The organism is Rhodothermus marinus (assembly GCF_009936275.1).
In the GTDB taxonomy this organism is placed as follows: Bacteria; Bacteroidota; Rhodothermia; order Rhodothermales; family Rhodothermaceae; genus Rhodothermus; species Rhodothermus marinus_A.
The window spans coordinates 1,834,772-1,850,949 of sequence record NZ_AP019797.1 but is presented as its reverse complement, the minus strand read 5'-3'; the positions used below and the strand labels follow the sequence as shown (position 1 = coordinate 1,850,949).

The following is a 16,178-nucleotide window of genomic DNA, read 5'->3' as shown; positions in this document are numbered from 1 at the left end:
GGATTAGTAGCAGCAGAGTGGATAGCCGGCCTTTACCGGAGCAAGAGCATGTGCCGGGTTGCCTGGAACGTGCCGGCCTCAAACCGACACACATACACGCCACTGGGCAGATGCGTGGCATTCCAGACGATTCGATGATAGCCTGCGCTCATTTCGCCATCGACCAGACGGGCTACTTCACGTCCCAGCACATCGTAGATTACAACACGCACCCGCGTTGCTTCCGGCAAATCAAACCGCAGTTCGGTCTGTTCCTGGAACGGATTGGGGGTGTTCGTGTGCAACGCAAACGCCCGGGGGACCGGCGGTGCGTTCGTCTTGCCCGGAGCGTCGGTGCACGTCGTAGCCGTGTTCGATGGGTCAGATTCCCCGCCCGTGTTGTAAGCTGTTACGTAATAGTGGGTGATCTCATCGCCACCACCCAGACATCCGCTTCCAATGTACTTGGACTGATCGATGTACGAAGTGGCCGTTGTCGAGGCAATACGAGAAAATGACGAGCAGGTGTAGTAGAGGTTCGAGCATCGGTAGATGTAATAGCCGGTGGCACCGCTGCTGGCGGTCCAGTTCAACTGCGGATGGGAACCCACCGGACCAGTGGTGACCGTCAGATTCGTCGGTGGGGCAGGAGGCGGAGGGGGTGCTTCCGGCTTTCCAAGAACCGAATAGGCAAACACTACATTGCTGGCGGTAGTCGGAAACCAACCCTTATAATATCCAGCCTCGTCCCAGACCTGGTAAATGTATGTCCGTAGGGTTGCGGAGGTGTACGACGAAGTAACTACCTGTACAAAACCGGTCTGGTAGTTGGGGGCTTCCGGACCCCATCCTATGGTTATGCCGGGACCACGTCCAAATACATAGGGCTTCTCCTGGTAGGTCTTTGGGAATTGTACAGTGGTTCGTACTTCATGACGTCTCACGAAATAAATACCAGAAGGTAACCCACCGCCTGTGTTGAAAATGATGATCGGATACACACCTGTGCTGCTAACGATCGTTCCTCCTCGCGCTGTATAGCGATCCAACTCCCAGGGTGGCCGTAACATCTCTAGGGCTCTGCGCGCATCAACAATACCGTAGCCGGTTTCTTCGTCATATCCTGGAGTTTGTATATCTCTGGCAGAAGCTTGAATGATTCCTTCTATCTCCTGAGGGTGGAGGGTGCTGTTTTCTGAAAGCAACAACGCTGCGACACCCGAGACGTGCGGTGCCGCCATCGACGTACCACTAATGGGTGGTCCGGTTTCGGGATTCCCTGCTCCCGCATAGTTTGGAGGCAAACCTGAAGCTATCATATCCGCAGTTCTATACGTAGGCATGGTAGATAAAATAGCCGTTCCAGGTGCCATTACATCAATTCCGTTACCGTAGTTACTGCCGTAGTACGGCCAAGGCCAACCAGGATCACCGGGCGAAGCTCTACCTCCGGATTTATTCGTGGCGCCTACCGAAATCACCCAGTCTTGGTCGTAATCAGAGGGATAATGGCGTTGCGTGGTATTATCATTGCCCTTAGCAGCCACAAAAACACGGCGCAACCGAGCGGCATAATTTATCGCGCCGCGGATTGTCTCGTCATACTGATACCCTCCCCAGCTATTGTTAAGCACATGGCAATTGTACTGGTTTGGACTGGCACAACTTACAATTGCCTGGGCGGCGTTTTCAGTAGTAATGCCGGTTGGTCCGGAAATTTTTAGTGCAATTAATTGAGCCCCCTTATTACCGCTACCGTTACGTGCATCATAGCCCCAGCCGCCGGCTACGCCGGCAATTCCTTCTCGCTGGCCGCCGCTATTCAGGTTATGCGTAAAAGCAGCAGCAATACCAGCTACGTGGGTACCATGCCAGTAATCATCAAGGGGATCTGCATCGCCATAGCCATAATCATATCCGCCTGTTACTTTAACTCCAAAGCTCCCTCCCAGGTCAGGGTGCGTGTAATCAATGCCTGAGTCTATAATGCCGATTCGGACGTTCCAGCTACCGGTCTGAATATCCCAGGCCTGTTCGGCATTGATACCGGGCGGCGGTTTCAGGGCCCATTGACTGGTAAAGTACGGGTCCGCGGGTGTGCGTGGTGGCAGAGGCTGAGGGTTCGAAAGTGGCACAGGTGCCGAGGTCCCTGAAAGCTGATATGCCAATTGATAAATGTGGTTGGGCTCTGCATAGATGACCTCAGGCAATGTTTCAAGCCGAGATATAAGCGCAGGCACGTCTACAGGAGCCGGAAACGTAAGAACGAACGTCTGCGAAAGGTCTGCTACTTGGATCTGTTCACCGGTTACCAGTAGCTGGAGTGTGTCGGCTGGTGTGAAGGCGGGGAACACTTTGCGTATCTGCTGCACCCCCATATTCCGCAATTGACGCATAACGCTCTGTGGCGCCCGAATCTGTTCTATAGAAGTTTGAGCCTGTTGTATTGGCAATCGAAGTGTTCCTGTTTTAAAATGCACAATGATCTCATTCGGTACGTATTTTCCTGCAACCCCTTCAGGAGAGGGAACTGAAATACCTCTACGGTCAATCCGCACAGGCCTTTCCTTACGCAATCGTTCCAAGAGGTCGGCTGGCAGTCTGGTTGCCGCTTCTTTCTGGGCATACGCGGTTCCAACAATCAGCCATAGGAGCAGGCCCAGAATCTTTACGCGCTGTGGCGCATTACATGTGAAGCTACGCATAACTGGTCCTCCCGTGTTTATAGTTTGGGCTGGTTATTGCGGGCACTTCCCTGCGCCTGCTCCCCTACAGCAGGCGCAGGTTTTTTATTTTCAGTTGTCATGCCATGGCAACACCTCCGGGCAGTAGGCTACCGGTCGTCCGGGCTGGTAGTCTTCCGGCCGGGTAAGAGGGTGCCGGTTAGAGCCATCGGCATTCATGATCCAGATCGTCCCGCTGTTCTCACCGTAGGGCCCATCATAGACAATCTGCCGGCCGTCGGGGCTCCAGGAAGCATGTGCGCCTTGTACCAGAAAGCGTCGGCGCTTTGAGATAGTATGAATCATCCAGAGACCATTCGTAGGATCAACGCCTTCAGCAATAGACCTGTAAATGATCCACATGCCGTCTGGCGACCAACTCGGGTAATCTTCCTGGCGTATGTCGAAGGTAAGGCGCCTCACGTGCTGCCCACTGGTGTCCATTATGACCAGCTCATCCACATGTCCGCGACTTGTATCTTCAAAAAAGGTTACGTAGGCGATGCTCGAGCCATCGGGTGACCAGCTAGGGGTCTGGCCCCGGGTAATTTTTCGCTTATTGCTTCCGTCGGCATTCATCACCCAGATTTCATAATAGTATCCCCCTCTATCGTAAAGAATGCGTTTCCCATCAGGCGACCAGGAGGGATTGAAACTTGCGCCTTCGGTAGTCAGCTCGGTAACCTCCCCGGAGAGCACCTCGACTACATAGAGGTTGGCCGCCTCATAAGCTCCGTAAATAAAAGCGATTCGCCGACCATCCGGGCTCCAGGCCGGTTTCCATCCCAGCGTCAGAAAACATCGACGACCTGTTTCGATGTCCAGCAGCCAGATTTGATCACCCCGGCCGAAGGCTGCTTCTTCGGGGGTCTGAGGCCGGTGAGTATAAGCAATGGTGCGGCTGTCGGGGCCCCAGGCAGGGTACATGTCGATGGTGAAGTCGAACACAGGTTTGATAGGGATGATGAATTCCTCCTTTTCCGAACGCAACAGGTCGCAGCCGCCGCTCATCCAGAGCATCAACATCAACAGGGACAAAGGCCCGGTCCTTCGGAGTTGCGGAAACACCCGGCCGGACAACCTCTCAGGAAAGCCTCTCGCAACGCTGTGTGATGTCTCGGCTTGTCCGGGAACTCCGAGCGTCTGGGCGGTCCGTCTCATGGTGTTTCAGTGCCAGATTATGCTGCGGGGATCTTCCTGGGTAACCGGTGTGTGTGTGTTTGCCTTTGTCGCAGGCAATCCCGGGCGATTTCAACGTGTCGGCCAGATAGCCTTCCGTGCAGGTCCGCCGCTGCACCAGATGTCTGACGACCGACATAGGGTACAGCGTCAACAGATGCCAAGCGGGCACGTACCTCGCCAGAACAATCCGGCGGCCATCCGGAATCCAGCCGTCCGACCTCAAGGCGACTGACCAGAAAGGATCCGGTGGCTTCGGGTTGAAGTCACAGTCCCCCGAGAGCCATCCCGGGAGTCCGATGAGCAGCAATCGAAGGCGCATGGTTTGCTTCCTGGCCGAAAAGTTTACTACTGCCCGAGCGTCCGATCTTACAGGAACGGCCCGGCTGAAGACCGGCTGCTACGACGGGCATCAAGACATTGCTACCCTCATTTTGCGAAAAAAAAAGAGATTACGCAAGTGGTTTGATTGTAAAGAAATAATGAATGGATAGGACAGGGTCCTTAAGAACGACCGGTTTCGGACAATGGCCGTTCAGAAGATCACGCGCACCGAAGAAGAATGGCGGCGGCTTTTGACGCCGGAGCAGTACCGCATTCTGCGGGAGCATGGCACCGAGCCGGCCTTCACCGGCGCATACTGGAATCATAAGGAGCCGGGCATGTACCGGTGTGCCGGGTGCGGATTGCCGCTCTTCTCGTCGGAAGCGAAGTACGACTCCGGCACCGGCTGGCCGAGCTTTTACGCACCGATCGATCCGGCCCACGTGGAGACGTCGGACGACTACAGCCTGGGCATGCACCGCATCGAAGTGCACTGTGCCGCCTGTGGCGGGCACCTCGGGCATGTGTTCCCCGACGGCCCGCCGCCCACGGGCCTGCGCTACTGCATCAACTCGGCGGCGCTGGTCTTCGAACCGGCCGATCAGGCGCCCTGAGCCTCCAGTCGTTGCGCCGGCGTTCGCGCCAGCATCCGGGCGTCGAGTGAGTAGGGCCCGGCGCCGAAGACGCTGTAGACCACCAGCAGAAACAGCACCAGCGCCGACAGCTCCAGCGACTGGCTGGTTGAGAGCAATCCTTCCTGCAGGTGCAGGAAGAAGGTCGCCACGAACAGAATGGGCACCTGCGCCAGCGCCGCCAGGCGCGTGAGCAACCCGACGGCCAGCATCAGCCCGCCGGCCAGATGGGCCAGCGCCACGTAGTGGACGGCCGCCATGGGCAGGAACCAGTCCAGGTTCTGGCCCTCGACGAAGGCCATGATGCGCGAGGAGTCGGCCACGAACAGCCAGCCGCGCACGAAAAGCGCCACGCCCAGGTACATGCGAATCAGATCGTAGCCCAGCAGCCGATGTGCGTCGAGCCAGCCGCGAAGATCGTCCAGGCTTCTCATAACCGGCCTCTGTTTGTTAAGATTTCTTAAAGAAGAGATATGCCGGTTGATGGAAAGCGTTCCGCCGCGTGGCATCTTTTTGTTCCAACGGGCGTTATGGCCCGACGGTATGCCGTTTGATACCCGTTTTACAGCAGCGAGACCGATCTGACGTTTATAGATGAAGCGCTGGCAAATTCTCAAGCAGGAGTATCTGCTCCGCCGCTGGTGGATGAACCTCCGGGTCGATCGCGTGCGGCTGCCCAGCGGGGAAGAAATCGAGGAGTTTCACGTGATCGAGTATCCCGACTGGGTGTGCGTGTTGTGTCTGACGGAGGACGAGCAGCTCGTGATGGTGGAGCAGTACCGGCACGGGCTGGGTGTGGTAAGCCTGGAGTTGCCGGCCGGGGGCATCGAGCCGGGGGAAGATCCACTGGAAGCGGCCCGGCGCGAGCTGCTGGAAGAAACCGGCTACGCGGCGGAGGTCTGGGAGCCGCTGGGGCGCTGCGCTCCGGAGCCCAGCAAACACACGAACCTGGCGCATATCTTTGTGGCGCGCGGGGCGCGACAGGTAGCGGCGCCGCGGCTGGACCCGGGCGAAGACATGGAGGTACGCCTGATCCGTCCCGTCGAAGCGCTGCGGCTGGCCGACGAAGGCCGGATCGTGCACGGCATCCACGCGGCCGCGCTGTTCTGGGCGCACTTCCGCGGCATTCTACCCGACGGACATGCGAACCGGGCGGCCTGAGTCGTTTTTCAGGCAACCGGCTCGTAAAGTCGCAGACATGGCGCTATGCCCTTGAAAAAGGTGGCCGGTCCTGTTGGAGTCCTGCTGCTGGCGGCTTTCCTTGTGGGAGGCTGTCAGCTCCGGGAATCCTATCGCGTGGCCCAGTTGCTGGTGCACCGGCAGGGATGGGATTCGGTTCGGGTCGACGTGCAGTTCCAGAAGCGTCGATGGCTCTCTTCGGCCGAACCTGTCGTGCCCGATTCGATTCAGGTCCTGTTGCTCAACGCACAATACGACACGCTGTACCTGGGAAACGCGACGGCGATCCCGATCCCGGATGCCCGGCTGGGCGATCGTGAGCGCCTGCTGCTGGAAGTGTGTGGCTGGTTCGGGCGACGTTCGGTGTGTGACCAGCTCGGCCTGAATGCTTCTCCGAAGCGGGTGGTGGTCGCGCCCGAGATCGTCTATCCCTATCAGGGAACGACCGCCCGGCTTTACTACCGGCTGCATCCTCGTCTGGAGCGTCGGCGCTACGACGACGAAGGCTGGGAGCCACTTCCGGTGCGGCGCGTGCTTCAGGGCTATCTGCTGATGGGTACCGAAGCCGATCCCCGCAGTCGGCTCCGGGTGCCGCTGCAGGCCTGGGAAGGGGTGGTCGAACTGGCCTCGTTGCCGGATTTTCCGGATTTCCGCTATACGCTGCAGCAGCAGTTCCGAGCGGGACGTCCGGCCGTCGTGACGTTCGAGGTGTACGGAGGCATGGAACAACCCGAGTTGCTGGCTTCCCTCAGCAAACGGTTGCGGCCCAAGACCGAAGCCGAGCGCAAGGAAGAGGTGGCCCACTTCGTGAGCGAAGCGCTCCGCCAGGTGGTCGAACTGCTCAGCGGTCGCCCGTATCCGGTCTGGCTCCGTGTGGAGAGCTGGAGCTTCAACCCGCTGACGTTGCAATACGTGGCGGAGGTGTCGGCCCGCTGGCGCGAGGGGGGCTGGTTCCGGCCTTCCTGTGAGCTTTTCGGCGTGCTCACGGTAAACGAAGACGGTACCGGCGCCACGTTCCGCTGGGTGTCGGGCAATCGGAGGGCGGAGGAACGCTGGCGACAGCAGGTCGGTCAGGAAATACTGCACCTTTCGGATCTGCCTCCTCCTGAAATTCCGAAAACCGAGGAAGAAACGGTCGTCTCCGGGTGGTAATGGTTACCGCCCGCTTCCGTTGTCGTTGTTGGCCTGAACGGGACTGGAAAGCAGACGAAACCGCACAGGTAGTTGCATGCGGACGCGCACCGGCTGGCCGTTCTGTTTGCCCGGAATGAAACGGACGCGCTTCAGGGCCACCACCGCGGCCGAGTCCAGCAGCGGGTGCAGCGGTTGGATTACCCGGATGTTTGAGGGTCGCCCGTCGGTCTCCACCACGAAGCGCAGCACCAGCCGCCCTTCGATGCCGGCCCGGATGGCTTCTTCAGGATACTCGATGTGGATGTAGTAGGCACCCAGGCCGCCGATGATCTGGGGCGGCTGTTCGGGATGCTCAAAAATGACCTCACGCGCCTGCAGACGGGCCGGAGGCTCCAGCCGCCTGCGCAGCTGAAGCGCCTTCAGTTCGGACGTGTCGCGTCCTTCCTTTTTCTCTTCCGGCTCGGGAGGCGCAAAGCGCGTGATGGGAACGCCCGCGTCTTCTCGGGCTCGGGCTTCGAGCTGCGTGGCCAGCAACGCCAGGCGTCGATCTTCATCGACCAGTTGCCACCCGATAGGCCGCGGTTTCGGATACCAGGGCAAACGGGTCAACAGCAGGCACAGCAACAGCGCAAAAGCAAGACCGATCAGAACACGAAGCGAATAGGCACGCTCCCGCGCTTCCAGCCGCTCGGAGAGTCGGCTCCGGGAGCGCAGCGAGTCTGTAGGCCCACGCCGCATGACCACCTCACCCAGTGCAAAGCCTCTGTGAAAAAACTATGGCTTCGATGAAAAGTTGCTGTCTGAACAAACGACGCGCGTCTTTTCCAAAATTTGCCTAACTTCAGGGCATGCTCAGACCGAGATTCGTTCCACACAATCCAGGCAGGCGTATGCGGGTTCATCTGACGTTGTTGATCGCGCTCATTCCGCTGGCGCTTTACGGGCAGGAGCAGCCCCTGGTCTTTCGGGGCGCGCGGCTCTATCCGATCAGCCAGCCGCCCATTGAACGGGGCGTGCTGGTGGTGCAGCATGGCAAGATCGTGGCGGTGGGGCCGGAAGGTGAGGTATCGATTCCAGACCAGGCCACCGTCTACGACGTGACGGGCAAGGTGATCATGCCGGGGCTGGTCGATACGCACTCGCACATCGGACGCGTGGAGGGAGGCGACCGCTCGGCGCCCATGCATCCGGCCGTGCGCACGCTGGATGCCATCGACGTGCGGCATAGCTCGGTGCAGCGGGCGCGGGCCGGAGGCATCACCACCGTCAACGTGATGTCCGGCTCCGGGCATCTGCTCAGCGGCCAGACGGTCTACCTGAAACTCCGGAAGGGCCATACCATCGAAGACCTGCTCTACTGCAGGGATCCGCTGACGGAGGTCTGCGGCGGCCTGAAGATGGCCAACGGCACGAATCCGCAGGGCGATCCGCCGTTTCCGGGCACACGGGCCAAAGCGGCCGCGCTGGTCCGCCAGCAATTTCTGAAGGCACTGGCCTACCGGCGCAAGATCGAGCAGGCGAAGGGCGATCCCGAAAAGATGCCGGAGCGGGATCTGGACATGGAGGCGTTGCTGGAGGTGCTCGACGGCCGCCGCATTGTGCATTTCCACACGCATCGGCACGACGACATCCTGACCGTTTTGCGGCTCAAGCGGGAGTTCGGCTTCCGGGTCGTGCTGCACCATGTGAGCGAGGCCTGGAAGGTGGCCGACGAGATCGCCGCGGCCGGTGTGCCCTGCTCGATCATCATCCTGGATGCACCGGGCGGCAAGCTGGAGGCCGCCGAAATTCGCATGGAAAACGGGGCCGTGCTGGAGAAAGCGGGCGTCGATGTGGCCATTCACACGGACGACCTGATCACGGATTCGCGCTGGTTTCTGCGTTCGGCTGCGCTGGCCGTGCGGGCCGGCATGTCGCCCGAAAAAGCGCTGGAGGCGCTCACGCTGGCGGGCGCCCGGATGCTGGACCTGGCCGACCGGATCGGGTCGCTGGATCCCGGCAAGGACGCCGATTTCATCATTCTGTCGGGCGATCCTTTCAGCATCTACACGCACGTGGAGCAGACCTGGGTGGAAGGGCAAAAGGTGTTCGACCGGGCCGATCCGGAAGACCGCAGGTATGCGGTCGGTGGAACCGGTGTGTTCGATGATGGCGATACGTTCGTCCATGAAGCGCACTGAAAACAGCAGAAGTTGACCTATGAAGATCTGGAGCTTTTTGCTCACGCTGGGCCTGCTGGTTTCCTCGGCCCAGGCGCAGCTGGCCGTCCGGGCCGACACCCTCTACACGATGGCCGGCGCTCCAATCGAAAACGGCGTGGTGCTCATTCGTGATGGAAAAATCGAGCAGGTAGGGCCGGCGCAGGCGATTCGCATCCCGGAGGGCTATCGGGTGCTCGAAGCGGTGGTAGTGACGCCGGGGCTGATCGACGCGCACAGCGTGGTGGGCCTGGCCGGCATCCTGAACTACGACCACGATCAGGACCAGCTGGACACGTCCGATCCCATCCAGCCGGAACTCAGGGCCATCGATGCCTACAATGCGCGGGAACGGCTGGTCGAATGGGTGCGCAGCTTTGGCGTGACCACGCTGCACACCGGGCACGGCCCGGGCGCGGTCATCAGCGGCCAGACCATGCTGGTCAAAACGCGGGGCGAGACGGTCGAAGAAGCGCTCATCGATTCGGTGGCGACGGTGGCGGCCACGCTGGGACCCATGGTCGAACGCTACTTCCGCAGTCCGGGCACGCGGGCCAAGGCGGTGGCCATGCTCCGGGCCGAGCTGCTCAAGGCACAGGCCTATCGGCGCAAGTTGCAGGCTTCGGACCCGTCGCGGCGACCGGAGCCGGACCTGGGCATGGAAACGCTCGTGCGGGTGCTCGACGGCGAGATCCCGCTGATGATCACGGCGCAGCAGGTGCCCGAGATCATGGCCGCGCTGCGACTGCAGCGGGAATTTGGTTTCCGGTTGATTCTGGATGGTGCCGCCGAGGCCTACCTGGTGCTCGACGAGATCAAACAGGCCGGCGTGCCTGTGATCCTGCATCCGACAATGGTGCGACCGCGCGGCGAGACGGTCAACGCGACGCTGGAGACGGCCGCCCGCCTGCACGAGGCCGGCATTCCCTTCGCCTTCCAGAGTGGTTTTGAAAGCTATGTCCCGAAAACCCGGGTGGTGCTCTTCGAGGCGGCCATGGCTGTGGCGAACGGATTGCCCCGCACGGCCGCGCTGGAGGCGCTGACGATTCAGGCCGCCCGGATTCTGGGGATCGCCGACCGGGTGGGCTCGCTGGAGGCCGGCAAAGACGCCGACCTGGTGCTTTTCGACGGCGATCCCTTCGAGTACACCACGCACGTGTGCGGCGTGATCATCGAGGGTGAACTTGTTCACGAAACCTGTCGGTAACGATGCGCGCACTGGTTCTGTACAACGAAAACGGTTCGATTCAACCCCGTATCGAAACACTTCCGGAGGATCGTCTCCCGGAAGGCGATCTGCTGCTGGAGGTGCATTATTCCAGCCTGAATTACAAAGACGCGCTGGCGGTCACGGGCAAGGGAAAAATCATCCGGGGCGAATATCCCTTCGTGCCGGGCATCGACCTGGTGGGCACGGTGCTCGAATCGGAAAATCCGGACATCAAACCCGGGCAGACGGTAATCGTGACGGGCTGGGGGATTGGCGAGTCGCACTGGGGCGGCTATGCCACGCGGGCCCGGGTTCGTTCCGAGTGGGTGGTGCCGCTGCCGCGTCGCCTGACGCCGCTGGAGGCCATGGCCATCGGCACGGCCGGTTTTACGGCGATGCTTTCGGTGATGGCGCTCGAAGAGCATGGCCTGATCCCGGACCAGGGCGAGGTCGTGGTGACCGGTGCCAGCGGCGGGGTGGGCAGCCTGGCCGTGGCGATTCTGGCGCATCTGGGCTACGACGTGGTCGCCTCGACGGGCAAGACCTCGGCGCATGGGTTGCTGCAGGCGCTGGGAGCGGCCCGGGTGATCGACCGCCAGGAGCTGGGACAGGGGCCGAAGCGGCCGCTCGACTCAGGCCTATGGGCCGGCGCTGTCGATACGGTAGGCGGTCCGACGCTGGCGGCCCTGCTCAGCCAGCTCAAGCGCCACGGCAGTGTGGCTGCCTGTGGACTGGCGCAGAGCCATGAGTTCACGACTACCGTCTTCCCGTTCATCCTGCGCGGGATCAACCTGCTGGGCATCGACTCGAATACCTGTCCGCAGGAGCGGCGCCGCCGCGCCTGGCACCGCCTGACGCATGACCTGCCCAAAGACGCATTGCACCGGGTTACCCGGGTGATTCCGCTCTCCGAGGTGCCGGAGTGGAGCGAAGCCATGCTGGCCGGCAAAACGCAGGGACGGCTGGTGGTGGACGTGCAGACGTAACGAGCCGTGACGCGATCTTTCTGGCAACGGCGACATCAGGCGGCCGAACGCGCGGCCGACATCGCGATCGTCGGCGGCGGCGTGATCGGATGCGCCACGGCCTTCTGGTTGCACCGGCTGCGGCCGCAGCTGCGGCTGATCTTGCTGGAGGCCGGGGCGCTGGCCGACGGCGCCAGCGGGCGCAATGCGGGCTTTATTCTGCCCGGCGCCTCGGCCGACTTCCTGAAAGATTGTAGCCGCTATGGCGAGACCCGAGCACGTCGTCTCTGGCAGTTCACCCGGGAAAATCGCACACTGCTGGTGCGGGAGCTGGACCCGAGAGCCTTTGACTGGGAGGACAGCGGAGCGCTGATCGTGGCCGGCTCCGCCGAAGAGGAGAAGCGGCTGCAGGAGGCCGTCTCATGGCTTCGGAGCGACGGAGCCCCCGCGATTTTTCTATCCGCCGCCGAAATCAATCGTCGTCTCCACGCCCGCGGCTATCGGGGTGGTCTGTACCTGCCCGAGGGGGGCTGTCTGGATCCGGTAGCGCTGGTCCGCTACCTGGCCGACCGGAGCGAAGCGCTCGTACTGACGCATCACCCCGTACTGGCACTGGAGCCCTGCGGCGATGGCGTGCGTCTGGAGACGCCCTACGGCTCGGTGCGGGCCGGGCAGGTGCTGCTGGCCCTGAACGCCTACCTGCCGCGACTCCTGCCGGAGACGGCCGCCTACGTGCGGCCCGTACGGGCGCAGATGCTGGCCACCGAGCCGGCCGGCCGCCGCTGGGTGCCGTGCCCGGTCTATTCGCACGACGGCTTCTTTTACCTGCGTCAGCTCGCCGACGGCACCCTGCTGCTGGGCGGTGCCCGACACCTGCACCTGGAAGAAGAGGTGGGCTACGAGGACGCCACCACCGAGGCGCTGCAGGCCGACCTGGAACGCTACCTGCATGCCTACTTCCCCCAGACCGAAGGGCTCCGGATCCAATGTCGCTGGAGCGGCACGATGGGCTTTTCGCCGGACGGCCTGCCTGTCGTCGATCAGGTGCCGGGCCTGGACGGCAGCTACTGGGCGGCCGGATTCACCGGACACGGCATGGGCTACGGCTTTCGCATGGGACGCCTGCTGGCCGAACTCCTGCTGGGATACACCCCCGATGGCTACGATCTCTTTGCCCGAAGTCACCGTTCCGCTTTCGCACTGGAGCGCTTCGGGTGAAATACGCCGAAGAAGACGGAGGCGATGCGCCGGCAAGCGCATGACGATCGGCCGCTGGCCGGCGCTAATTTTCAAGCTAGTTGGTTTCCCTTCACGTAACAACAACGGACCATGCGGCGCTTCGCAGGACTGATCCTCTGGCTCATGCTGGTGCCTGGCGCCCGGGCACAGACGGCCTTTCAGGGCAGCGTCTATTTCCTGGCCGGCATTCCACAGGGAGAATTCCGGACGAACGTCGATAATGCCGGCTTCGGACTGGACTTCGACTTCGGCTGGCGGTTTCTGGAGGTGCCGGTGTTTCTGGGGGCAGAGGCCGGCTTCATGATCTATGGCGTGGAACGCCGCCGCGAGCCGTTCAGCCTGACGATCCCGGACGTGACGGTGGACGTCGAGACCGTCAACAACATGGCGATGGGGCACCTGCTGATGCGTCTGCAGCCAGGGCTGGACCGGCTCTGGCCGTTCGTGGAGGGGCTGATCGGCGGGCGCTACTTCTACACGCGCACCAAAATCGAAAGCGAGCAGCAACGAGAAATTGCCGCGTCCAACAACTACGAAGACGTGGCGCTGAGCTACGGCTACGGGGGTGGTCTGGAGATCGAACTCTATCGCAAGCCCACGCCGAAGCGTACGCAGCGGTTTTTGATCCACCTGGGCGGGCGCTACCTGTACGGTTCGGAGGCCGAGTATCTCCGAAAAGGCTCCATCCGACGCGAAAACGGCCGGGTAATGTACGACGTGTACCGCTCACGGACGAACGTGCTCATCTGGCGCTTTGGCGTGACGTTCCACTTCTGACGTTCAGTACCAGATCAAACCTTCGTCCGGGTCGCCCAGGCTGGCTGCCTGATGGTGGGCATAGCGCCAGGCGGTCCACCAGGCCAGCAGGGCGTCCACGTCGTGCCAGCTTGCCGGGGGCTCGGCGCAGGGCTGGGGCAGCAGGGGGAGCAGGTCGCGGGCGAAGGCCTCCGGGTCGTCGTGGCGGTAGCGGGCCTGGAGGTTTTCCGGCAGGCGGCGTTGCACCACGAGGCGGGGGTAGGTTTCCAGCACGGTGGCGCCGAGGCGACGGAGCCGGTGTGCCAGGGCAATGGCGCGGGCGGTCAGACCGCCCAGAAACAGCGGCGACATGGCACCGGCCAGGCGGTCGGCCGCGCGGAAGAAGAAGTCGGGCGCGTCGTCGGGGTTCGGGCCGCAGTAGGCGCGGGGCAGGCTGAGCGGCGCATCGATGGCGACGAGGCGGGGTGGGCGAGGCATTAGCAGGCCTTCGAGCCAGGCGTCGGCATCGGTCTGGCGCGGGCAGGCGCGCAGGTGGAGGCGGCCGTCGCGGCCGTTCCAGACCACCACGGTGGTGCCGGCGGTGCGGGCGCCGAAGTCGAGGCCGCAGAGGCTGTCGGCAGCGGGCGAGGGCATGGCGTTTCTGCAGGCGGTTTCGTAAGCTACACGATAATTTCGGAAGCAACCCACCGTCAAGTCGCCATGAGATCCGTTATTGCAACACTGATAACACTGGTCATCCTGAATGGCAGGGTAGGGCAGGCGCAGCCGCTGGCCGACACGCTCCGGGCACGCTACGAAGCCGTTGCGCAGCGCATTATCAAGGCGGCGCTGGCCGACAGCAGCGCCTTCGAGCGGCTGGCCTATCTGGTCGATACCTTCGGGCCGCGTTTCAGCGGCACGCCTCAGCTGGAGCGGGCCATCGACTGGGTGCTGGAAGCCATGCGGCAGGATGGCCTGGAAAACGTCCGGGGCGATACGGTGATGGTGCCCCGCTGGGTGCGGGGTAACGAAGCGCTGGAGCTGCGCCATCCCTATCGGAAGAAACTGGCCGTGCTGGGACTGGGCGGTAGCGTGGCCACCCCGCCGGAAGGCATCGAGGCCGAGGTGCTGGTCGTGCGCTCGTTCGACGAACTGGAGGCCCGGCGGGACGAGGCGCCCGGCCGTATTGTCGTCTTCAACGTGCCCTTCACCACCTACGGCGAGACAGTGCGCTACCGGGTGCTGGGGGCGGTAGCGGCGGCGCGGGCCGGTGCCGTGGCCAGTCTGGTCCGCTCGGTGACCCCGCACTCGCTCTACACGCCGCATACCGGCAGCATGCGCTACGAGGATGGCGTGCCGCGCATTCCGCACGCCGCGCTGACCGTCGAGGACGCCGAGCTGCTGCAACGCCTGCAGGATCGCGGCCAGCGACCCCGGCTCTGGCTCTACATGGAGGCGCAGACACTGCCCGACGTGCCCTCGCGCAACGTGGTGGCCGAGCTGGTGGGGCGGGAGCGTCCCGAAGAGATCGTGGTGGTGGGCGGACACATCGACTCCTGGGATGTGGGGCAGGGGGCCATGGACGACGCGGGCGGTTGTGTGGCCGCCTGGGAGGCCGTGCGGCTCCTGAAGCGCCTGGGTTTGCGGCCGCGCCGGACCATCCGCGTGGTGCTCTGGACCAACGAGGAGAACGGACTCCGGGGCGCGCTGGCCTACCGGGATCGCTACCGGGACGAACTGGATCGGCACGTGCTGGCCATCGAAACGGACGCCGGGGTTTTCAAGCCGGAAGGGTTCGGATTTACGGGATCGCCCGAAGCGCTCGCCATCGTTCGGGCCGTCGCCCGGCTGCTGGAGCCCATCGGGGCCGATCGGATCTGGGAAGGAGGTGGCGGCGCCGACATTTCACCACTTATGCGCGAAGGCGTGCCCGGCATGGGGCTTCGTGTGGATGGCACCCGCTACTTCTGGTACCACCACACCGACGCCGACACGATCGACAAGCTGGATCCCCACGAGCTGAACCTGTGCATTGCGGCCCTGGCCGTCATGGCCTACGTGATCGCCGACCTGCCCGAGCCGCTTCCGCGCGCCGCCGGAGGATGAATTTTTCATCCGGGGCACGATGCTTGCTCCTCCGGCTTAATCCCCACCGGTTCTGAACCGATACTTGAAGTAGTCTTCCGAGGAGTTCAAGCATCTGTTCCGGTATGAAAGCCGTCAACCCGCAGGCATCGGCCGGGAGCGCCGCCGAAAAAGAACCGATTCGGTCGTTGCTGAATGAGTTGCTGGCCGTGATCCAGCAGTTGCAGGTGCAGTTGCAAAAAGTACCTGTTGAGGAAAAAACCGCCGAGACGCTTCCGGTCGTGCAGCGCCTGCAGGTGTCCGATGCGCACTGGGTGGCTTCGCTCGTGGAGATCCACAGCGCGTTTTCCGGGCGGCTGCTGGTGCTGGAGGCCCGCCAGCCGCACCCGGACTGGACGCGCCTGATGCAGTTGCGACGGGAGTGGCCGCTGGCGGATGTGCCGCTGTTGGTCGTGCTTCAGGAAGACAATCCGCAGGTAATCGCCGAAGCCTATCAGATGGGCGCCGATGCCTGTCTGGTGCGGCCGGTGCATCCGGCCCATCTGCTTGGCATTGCGCTGTATCTGTTGCGCCAGGGACGCCGCCGCGCGGCGTAA

The 16,178-nt window shown here is 62.4% G+C and carries 15 protein-coding genes; 10 read left to right on the top strand and 5 right to left on the bottom strand.

All coding sequences use genetic code 11. The features are described from left to right. Window positions 1-32: 32 nt before the first annotated feature. Both GYH26_RS07980 and GYH26_RS07975 read right to left on the bottom strand, forming a co-directional pair. Entirely contained in the window at window positions 33-2,684 is a 2,652-nt protein-coding gene (locus GYH26_RS07980) for a S8 family serine peptidase (RefSeq protein WP_161541202.1), read from the bottom strand. 90 nt (window positions 2,685-2,774) lie between these two features. Next, entirely contained in the window at window positions 2,775-3,863 is a 1,089-nt protein-coding gene (locus GYH26_RS07975; protein WP_161541201.1) for a PD40 domain-containing protein, read from the bottom strand. 545 nt (window positions 3,864-4,408) lie between these two features. On the opposite strand from GYH26_RS07975, the gene msrB reads away from it, so the two are divergent. Continuing rightward, on the top strand, window positions 4,409-4,819 hold the full coding sequence (msrB, locus tag GYH26_RS07970; protein WP_161541200.1) for a peptide-methionine (R)-S-oxide reductase MsrB: 411 nt from the start codon (window positions 4,409-4,411) through the stop codon (window positions 4,817-4,819). On the opposite strand, the gene GYH26_RS07965 is transcribed toward msrB, so the two are convergent. Next, window positions 4,807-5,271, bottom strand: coding sequence for a DoxX family protein (locus tag GYH26_RS07965; protein ID WP_161541199.1), 465 nt, complete (start codon window positions 5,269-5,271; stop codon window positions 4,807-4,809). The two genes, msrB and GYH26_RS07965, sit on opposite strands and share 13 nt — an antisense overlap. 160 nt (window positions 5,272-5,431) lie before the next feature. Between GYH26_RS07965 and GYH26_RS07960 the strand changes: the two genes are divergently transcribed. Both GYH26_RS07960 and GYH26_RS07955 read left to right on the top strand, forming a co-directional pair. Next, window positions 5,432-5,998: an NUDIX hydrolase gene (locus tag GYH26_RS07960; protein WP_161541198.1), complete on the top strand. Its 567-nt coding sequence runs from the start codon at window positions 5,432-5,434 to the stop codon at window positions 5,996-5,998. A gap of 45 nt (window positions 5,999-6,043) precedes the next feature. Next, window positions 6,044-7,168 carry a hypothetical protein gene (locus GYH26_RS07955; RefSeq protein WP_161541197.1) on the top strand — a complete coding sequence of 375 codons (1,125 nt, stop codon included), beginning with the start codon at window positions 6,044-6,046 and terminating at the stop codon, window positions 7,166-7,168. A gap of 3 nt (window positions 7,169-7,171) precedes the next feature. On the opposite strand, the gene GYH26_RS07950 is transcribed toward GYH26_RS07955, so the two are convergent. Further along, on the bottom strand, window positions 7,172-7,888 hold the full coding sequence (locus GYH26_RS07950; RefSeq protein ID WP_161541196.1) for an energy transducer TonB: 717 nt from the start codon (window positions 7,886-7,888) through the stop codon (window positions 7,172-7,174). A gap of 152 nt (window positions 7,889-8,040) precedes the next feature. Between GYH26_RS07950 and GYH26_RS07945 the strand changes: the two genes are divergently transcribed. The 5 genes from GYH26_RS07945 (at window position 8,041) to GYH26_RS07925 (ending at window position 13,539) form a co-directional block, all read left to right on the top strand. Continuing rightward, window positions 8,041-9,330 carry an amidohydrolase family protein gene (locus GYH26_RS07945; RefSeq protein ID WP_161541195.1) on the top strand — a complete coding sequence of 430 codons (1,290 nt, stop codon included), beginning with the start codon at window positions 8,041-8,043 and terminating at the stop codon, window positions 9,328-9,330. Between the two features lie 19 nt (window positions 9,331-9,349). Next, complete coding sequence (locus tag GYH26_RS07940; RefSeq protein ID WP_161541194.1) at window positions 9,350-10,555, top strand: amidohydrolase family protein; 1,206 nt, start codon at window positions 9,350-9,352, stop codon at window positions 10,553-10,555. A 2-nt stretch (window positions 10,556-10,557) separates the two neighbouring features. Continuing rightward, the gene (locus GYH26_RS07935; RefSeq protein ID WP_161541193.1) at window positions 10,558-11,544 is read left to right on the top strand and encodes an MDR family oxidoreductase; all 987 of its coding nucleotides are present in this window, start codon (window positions 10,558-10,560) and stop codon (window positions 11,542-11,544) included. A 6-nt stretch (window positions 11,545-11,550) separates the two neighbouring features. Next, window positions 11,551-12,741: an NAD(P)/FAD-dependent oxidoreductase gene (locus tag GYH26_RS07930; RefSeq protein ID WP_161541192.1), complete on the top strand. Its 1,191-nt coding sequence runs from the start codon at window positions 11,551-11,553 to the stop codon at window positions 12,739-12,741. A 111-nt stretch (window positions 12,742-12,852) separates the two neighbouring features. Then, window positions 12,853-13,539, top strand: coding sequence for a hypothetical protein (locus tag GYH26_RS07925; protein ID WP_161541191.1), 687 nt, complete (start codon window positions 12,853-12,855; stop codon window positions 13,537-13,539). A gap of 3 nt (window positions 13,540-13,542) precedes the next feature. On the opposite strand, the gene GYH26_RS07920 is transcribed toward GYH26_RS07925, so the two are convergent. Beyond that, on the bottom strand, window positions 13,543-14,151 hold the full coding sequence (locus tag GYH26_RS07920) for a DUF429 domain-containing protein (RefSeq protein WP_161541190.1): 609 nt from the start codon (window positions 14,149-14,151) through the stop codon (window positions 13,543-13,545). A gap of 66 nt (window positions 14,152-14,217) precedes the next feature. Here GYH26_RS07920 and GYH26_RS07915 point away from each other — a divergent pair, with 66 nt between their 5' ends. After that, a complete protein-coding gene (locus GYH26_RS07915; protein WP_161541189.1) occupies window positions 14,218-15,603 on the top strand; it encodes a M28 family metallopeptidase in 1,386 nt (461 codons plus the stop codon). Between the two features lie 104 nt (window positions 15,604-15,707). Continuing rightward, entirely contained in the window at window positions 15,708-16,178 is a 471-nt protein-coding gene (locus GYH26_RS07910; protein WP_161541188.1) for a response regulator transcription factor, read from the top strand.

Excerpts from the sequence above, each read along its gene's own strand:
- msrB (WP_161541200.1), top strand. The coding sequence starts at position 4,409 with ATGGCCGTTCAGAAGATCACGCGCACCGAAGAAGAATGGCGGCGGCTT.
- GYH26_RS07915 (WP_161541189.1), top strand. The coding sequence starts at position 14,218 with ATGAGATCCGTTATTGCAACACTGATAACACTGGTCATCCTGAATGGC.
- GYH26_RS07910 (WP_161541188.1), top strand. The coding sequence starts at position 15,708 with ATGAAAGCCGTCAACCCGCAGGCATCGGCCGGGAGCGCCGCCGAAAAA.
- GYH26_RS07955 (WP_161541197.1), top strand. The coding sequence starts at position 6,044 with ATGCCCTTGAAAAAGGTGGCCGGTCCTGTTGGAGTCCTGCTGCTGGCG.
- GYH26_RS07965 (WP_161541199.1), bottom strand. The coding sequence starts at position 5,271 with ATGAGAAGCCTGGACGATCTTCGCGGCTGGCTCGACGCACATCGGCTG.
- GYH26_RS07975 (WP_161541201.1), bottom strand. The coding sequence starts at position 3,863 with ATGAGACGGACCGCCCAGACGCTCGGAGTTCCCGGACAAGCCGAGACA.
- GYH26_RS07935 (WP_161541193.1), top strand. The coding sequence starts at position 10,558 with ATGCGCGCACTGGTTCTGTACAACGAAAACGGTTCGATTCAACCCCGT.
- GYH26_RS07980 (WP_161541202.1), bottom strand. The coding sequence starts at position 2,684 with ATGCGTAGCTTCACATGTAATGCGCCACAGCGCGTAAAGATTCTGGGC.
- GYH26_RS07960 (WP_161541198.1), top strand. The coding sequence starts at position 5,432 with ATGAAGCGCTGGCAAATTCTCAAGCAGGAGTATCTGCTCCGCCGCTGG.
- GYH26_RS07940 (WP_161541194.1), top strand. The coding sequence starts at position 9,350 with ATGAAGATCTGGAGCTTTTTGCTCACGCTGGGCCTGCTGGTTTCCTCG.
- GYH26_RS07950 (WP_161541196.1), bottom strand. The coding sequence starts at position 7,888 with ATGCGGCGTGGGCCTACAGACTCGCTGCGCTCCCGGAGCCGACTCTCC.
- GYH26_RS07945 (WP_161541195.1), top strand. The coding sequence starts at position 8,041 with ATGCGGGTTCATCTGACGTTGTTGATCGCGCTCATTCCGCTGGCGCTT.
- GYH26_RS07925 (WP_161541191.1), top strand. The coding sequence starts at position 12,853 with ATGCGGCGCTTCGCAGGACTGATCCTCTGGCTCATGCTGGTGCCTGGC.
- GYH26_RS07920 (WP_161541190.1), bottom strand. The coding sequence starts at position 14,151 with ATGCCCTCGCCCGCTGCCGACAGCCTCTGCGGCCTCGACTTCGGCGCC.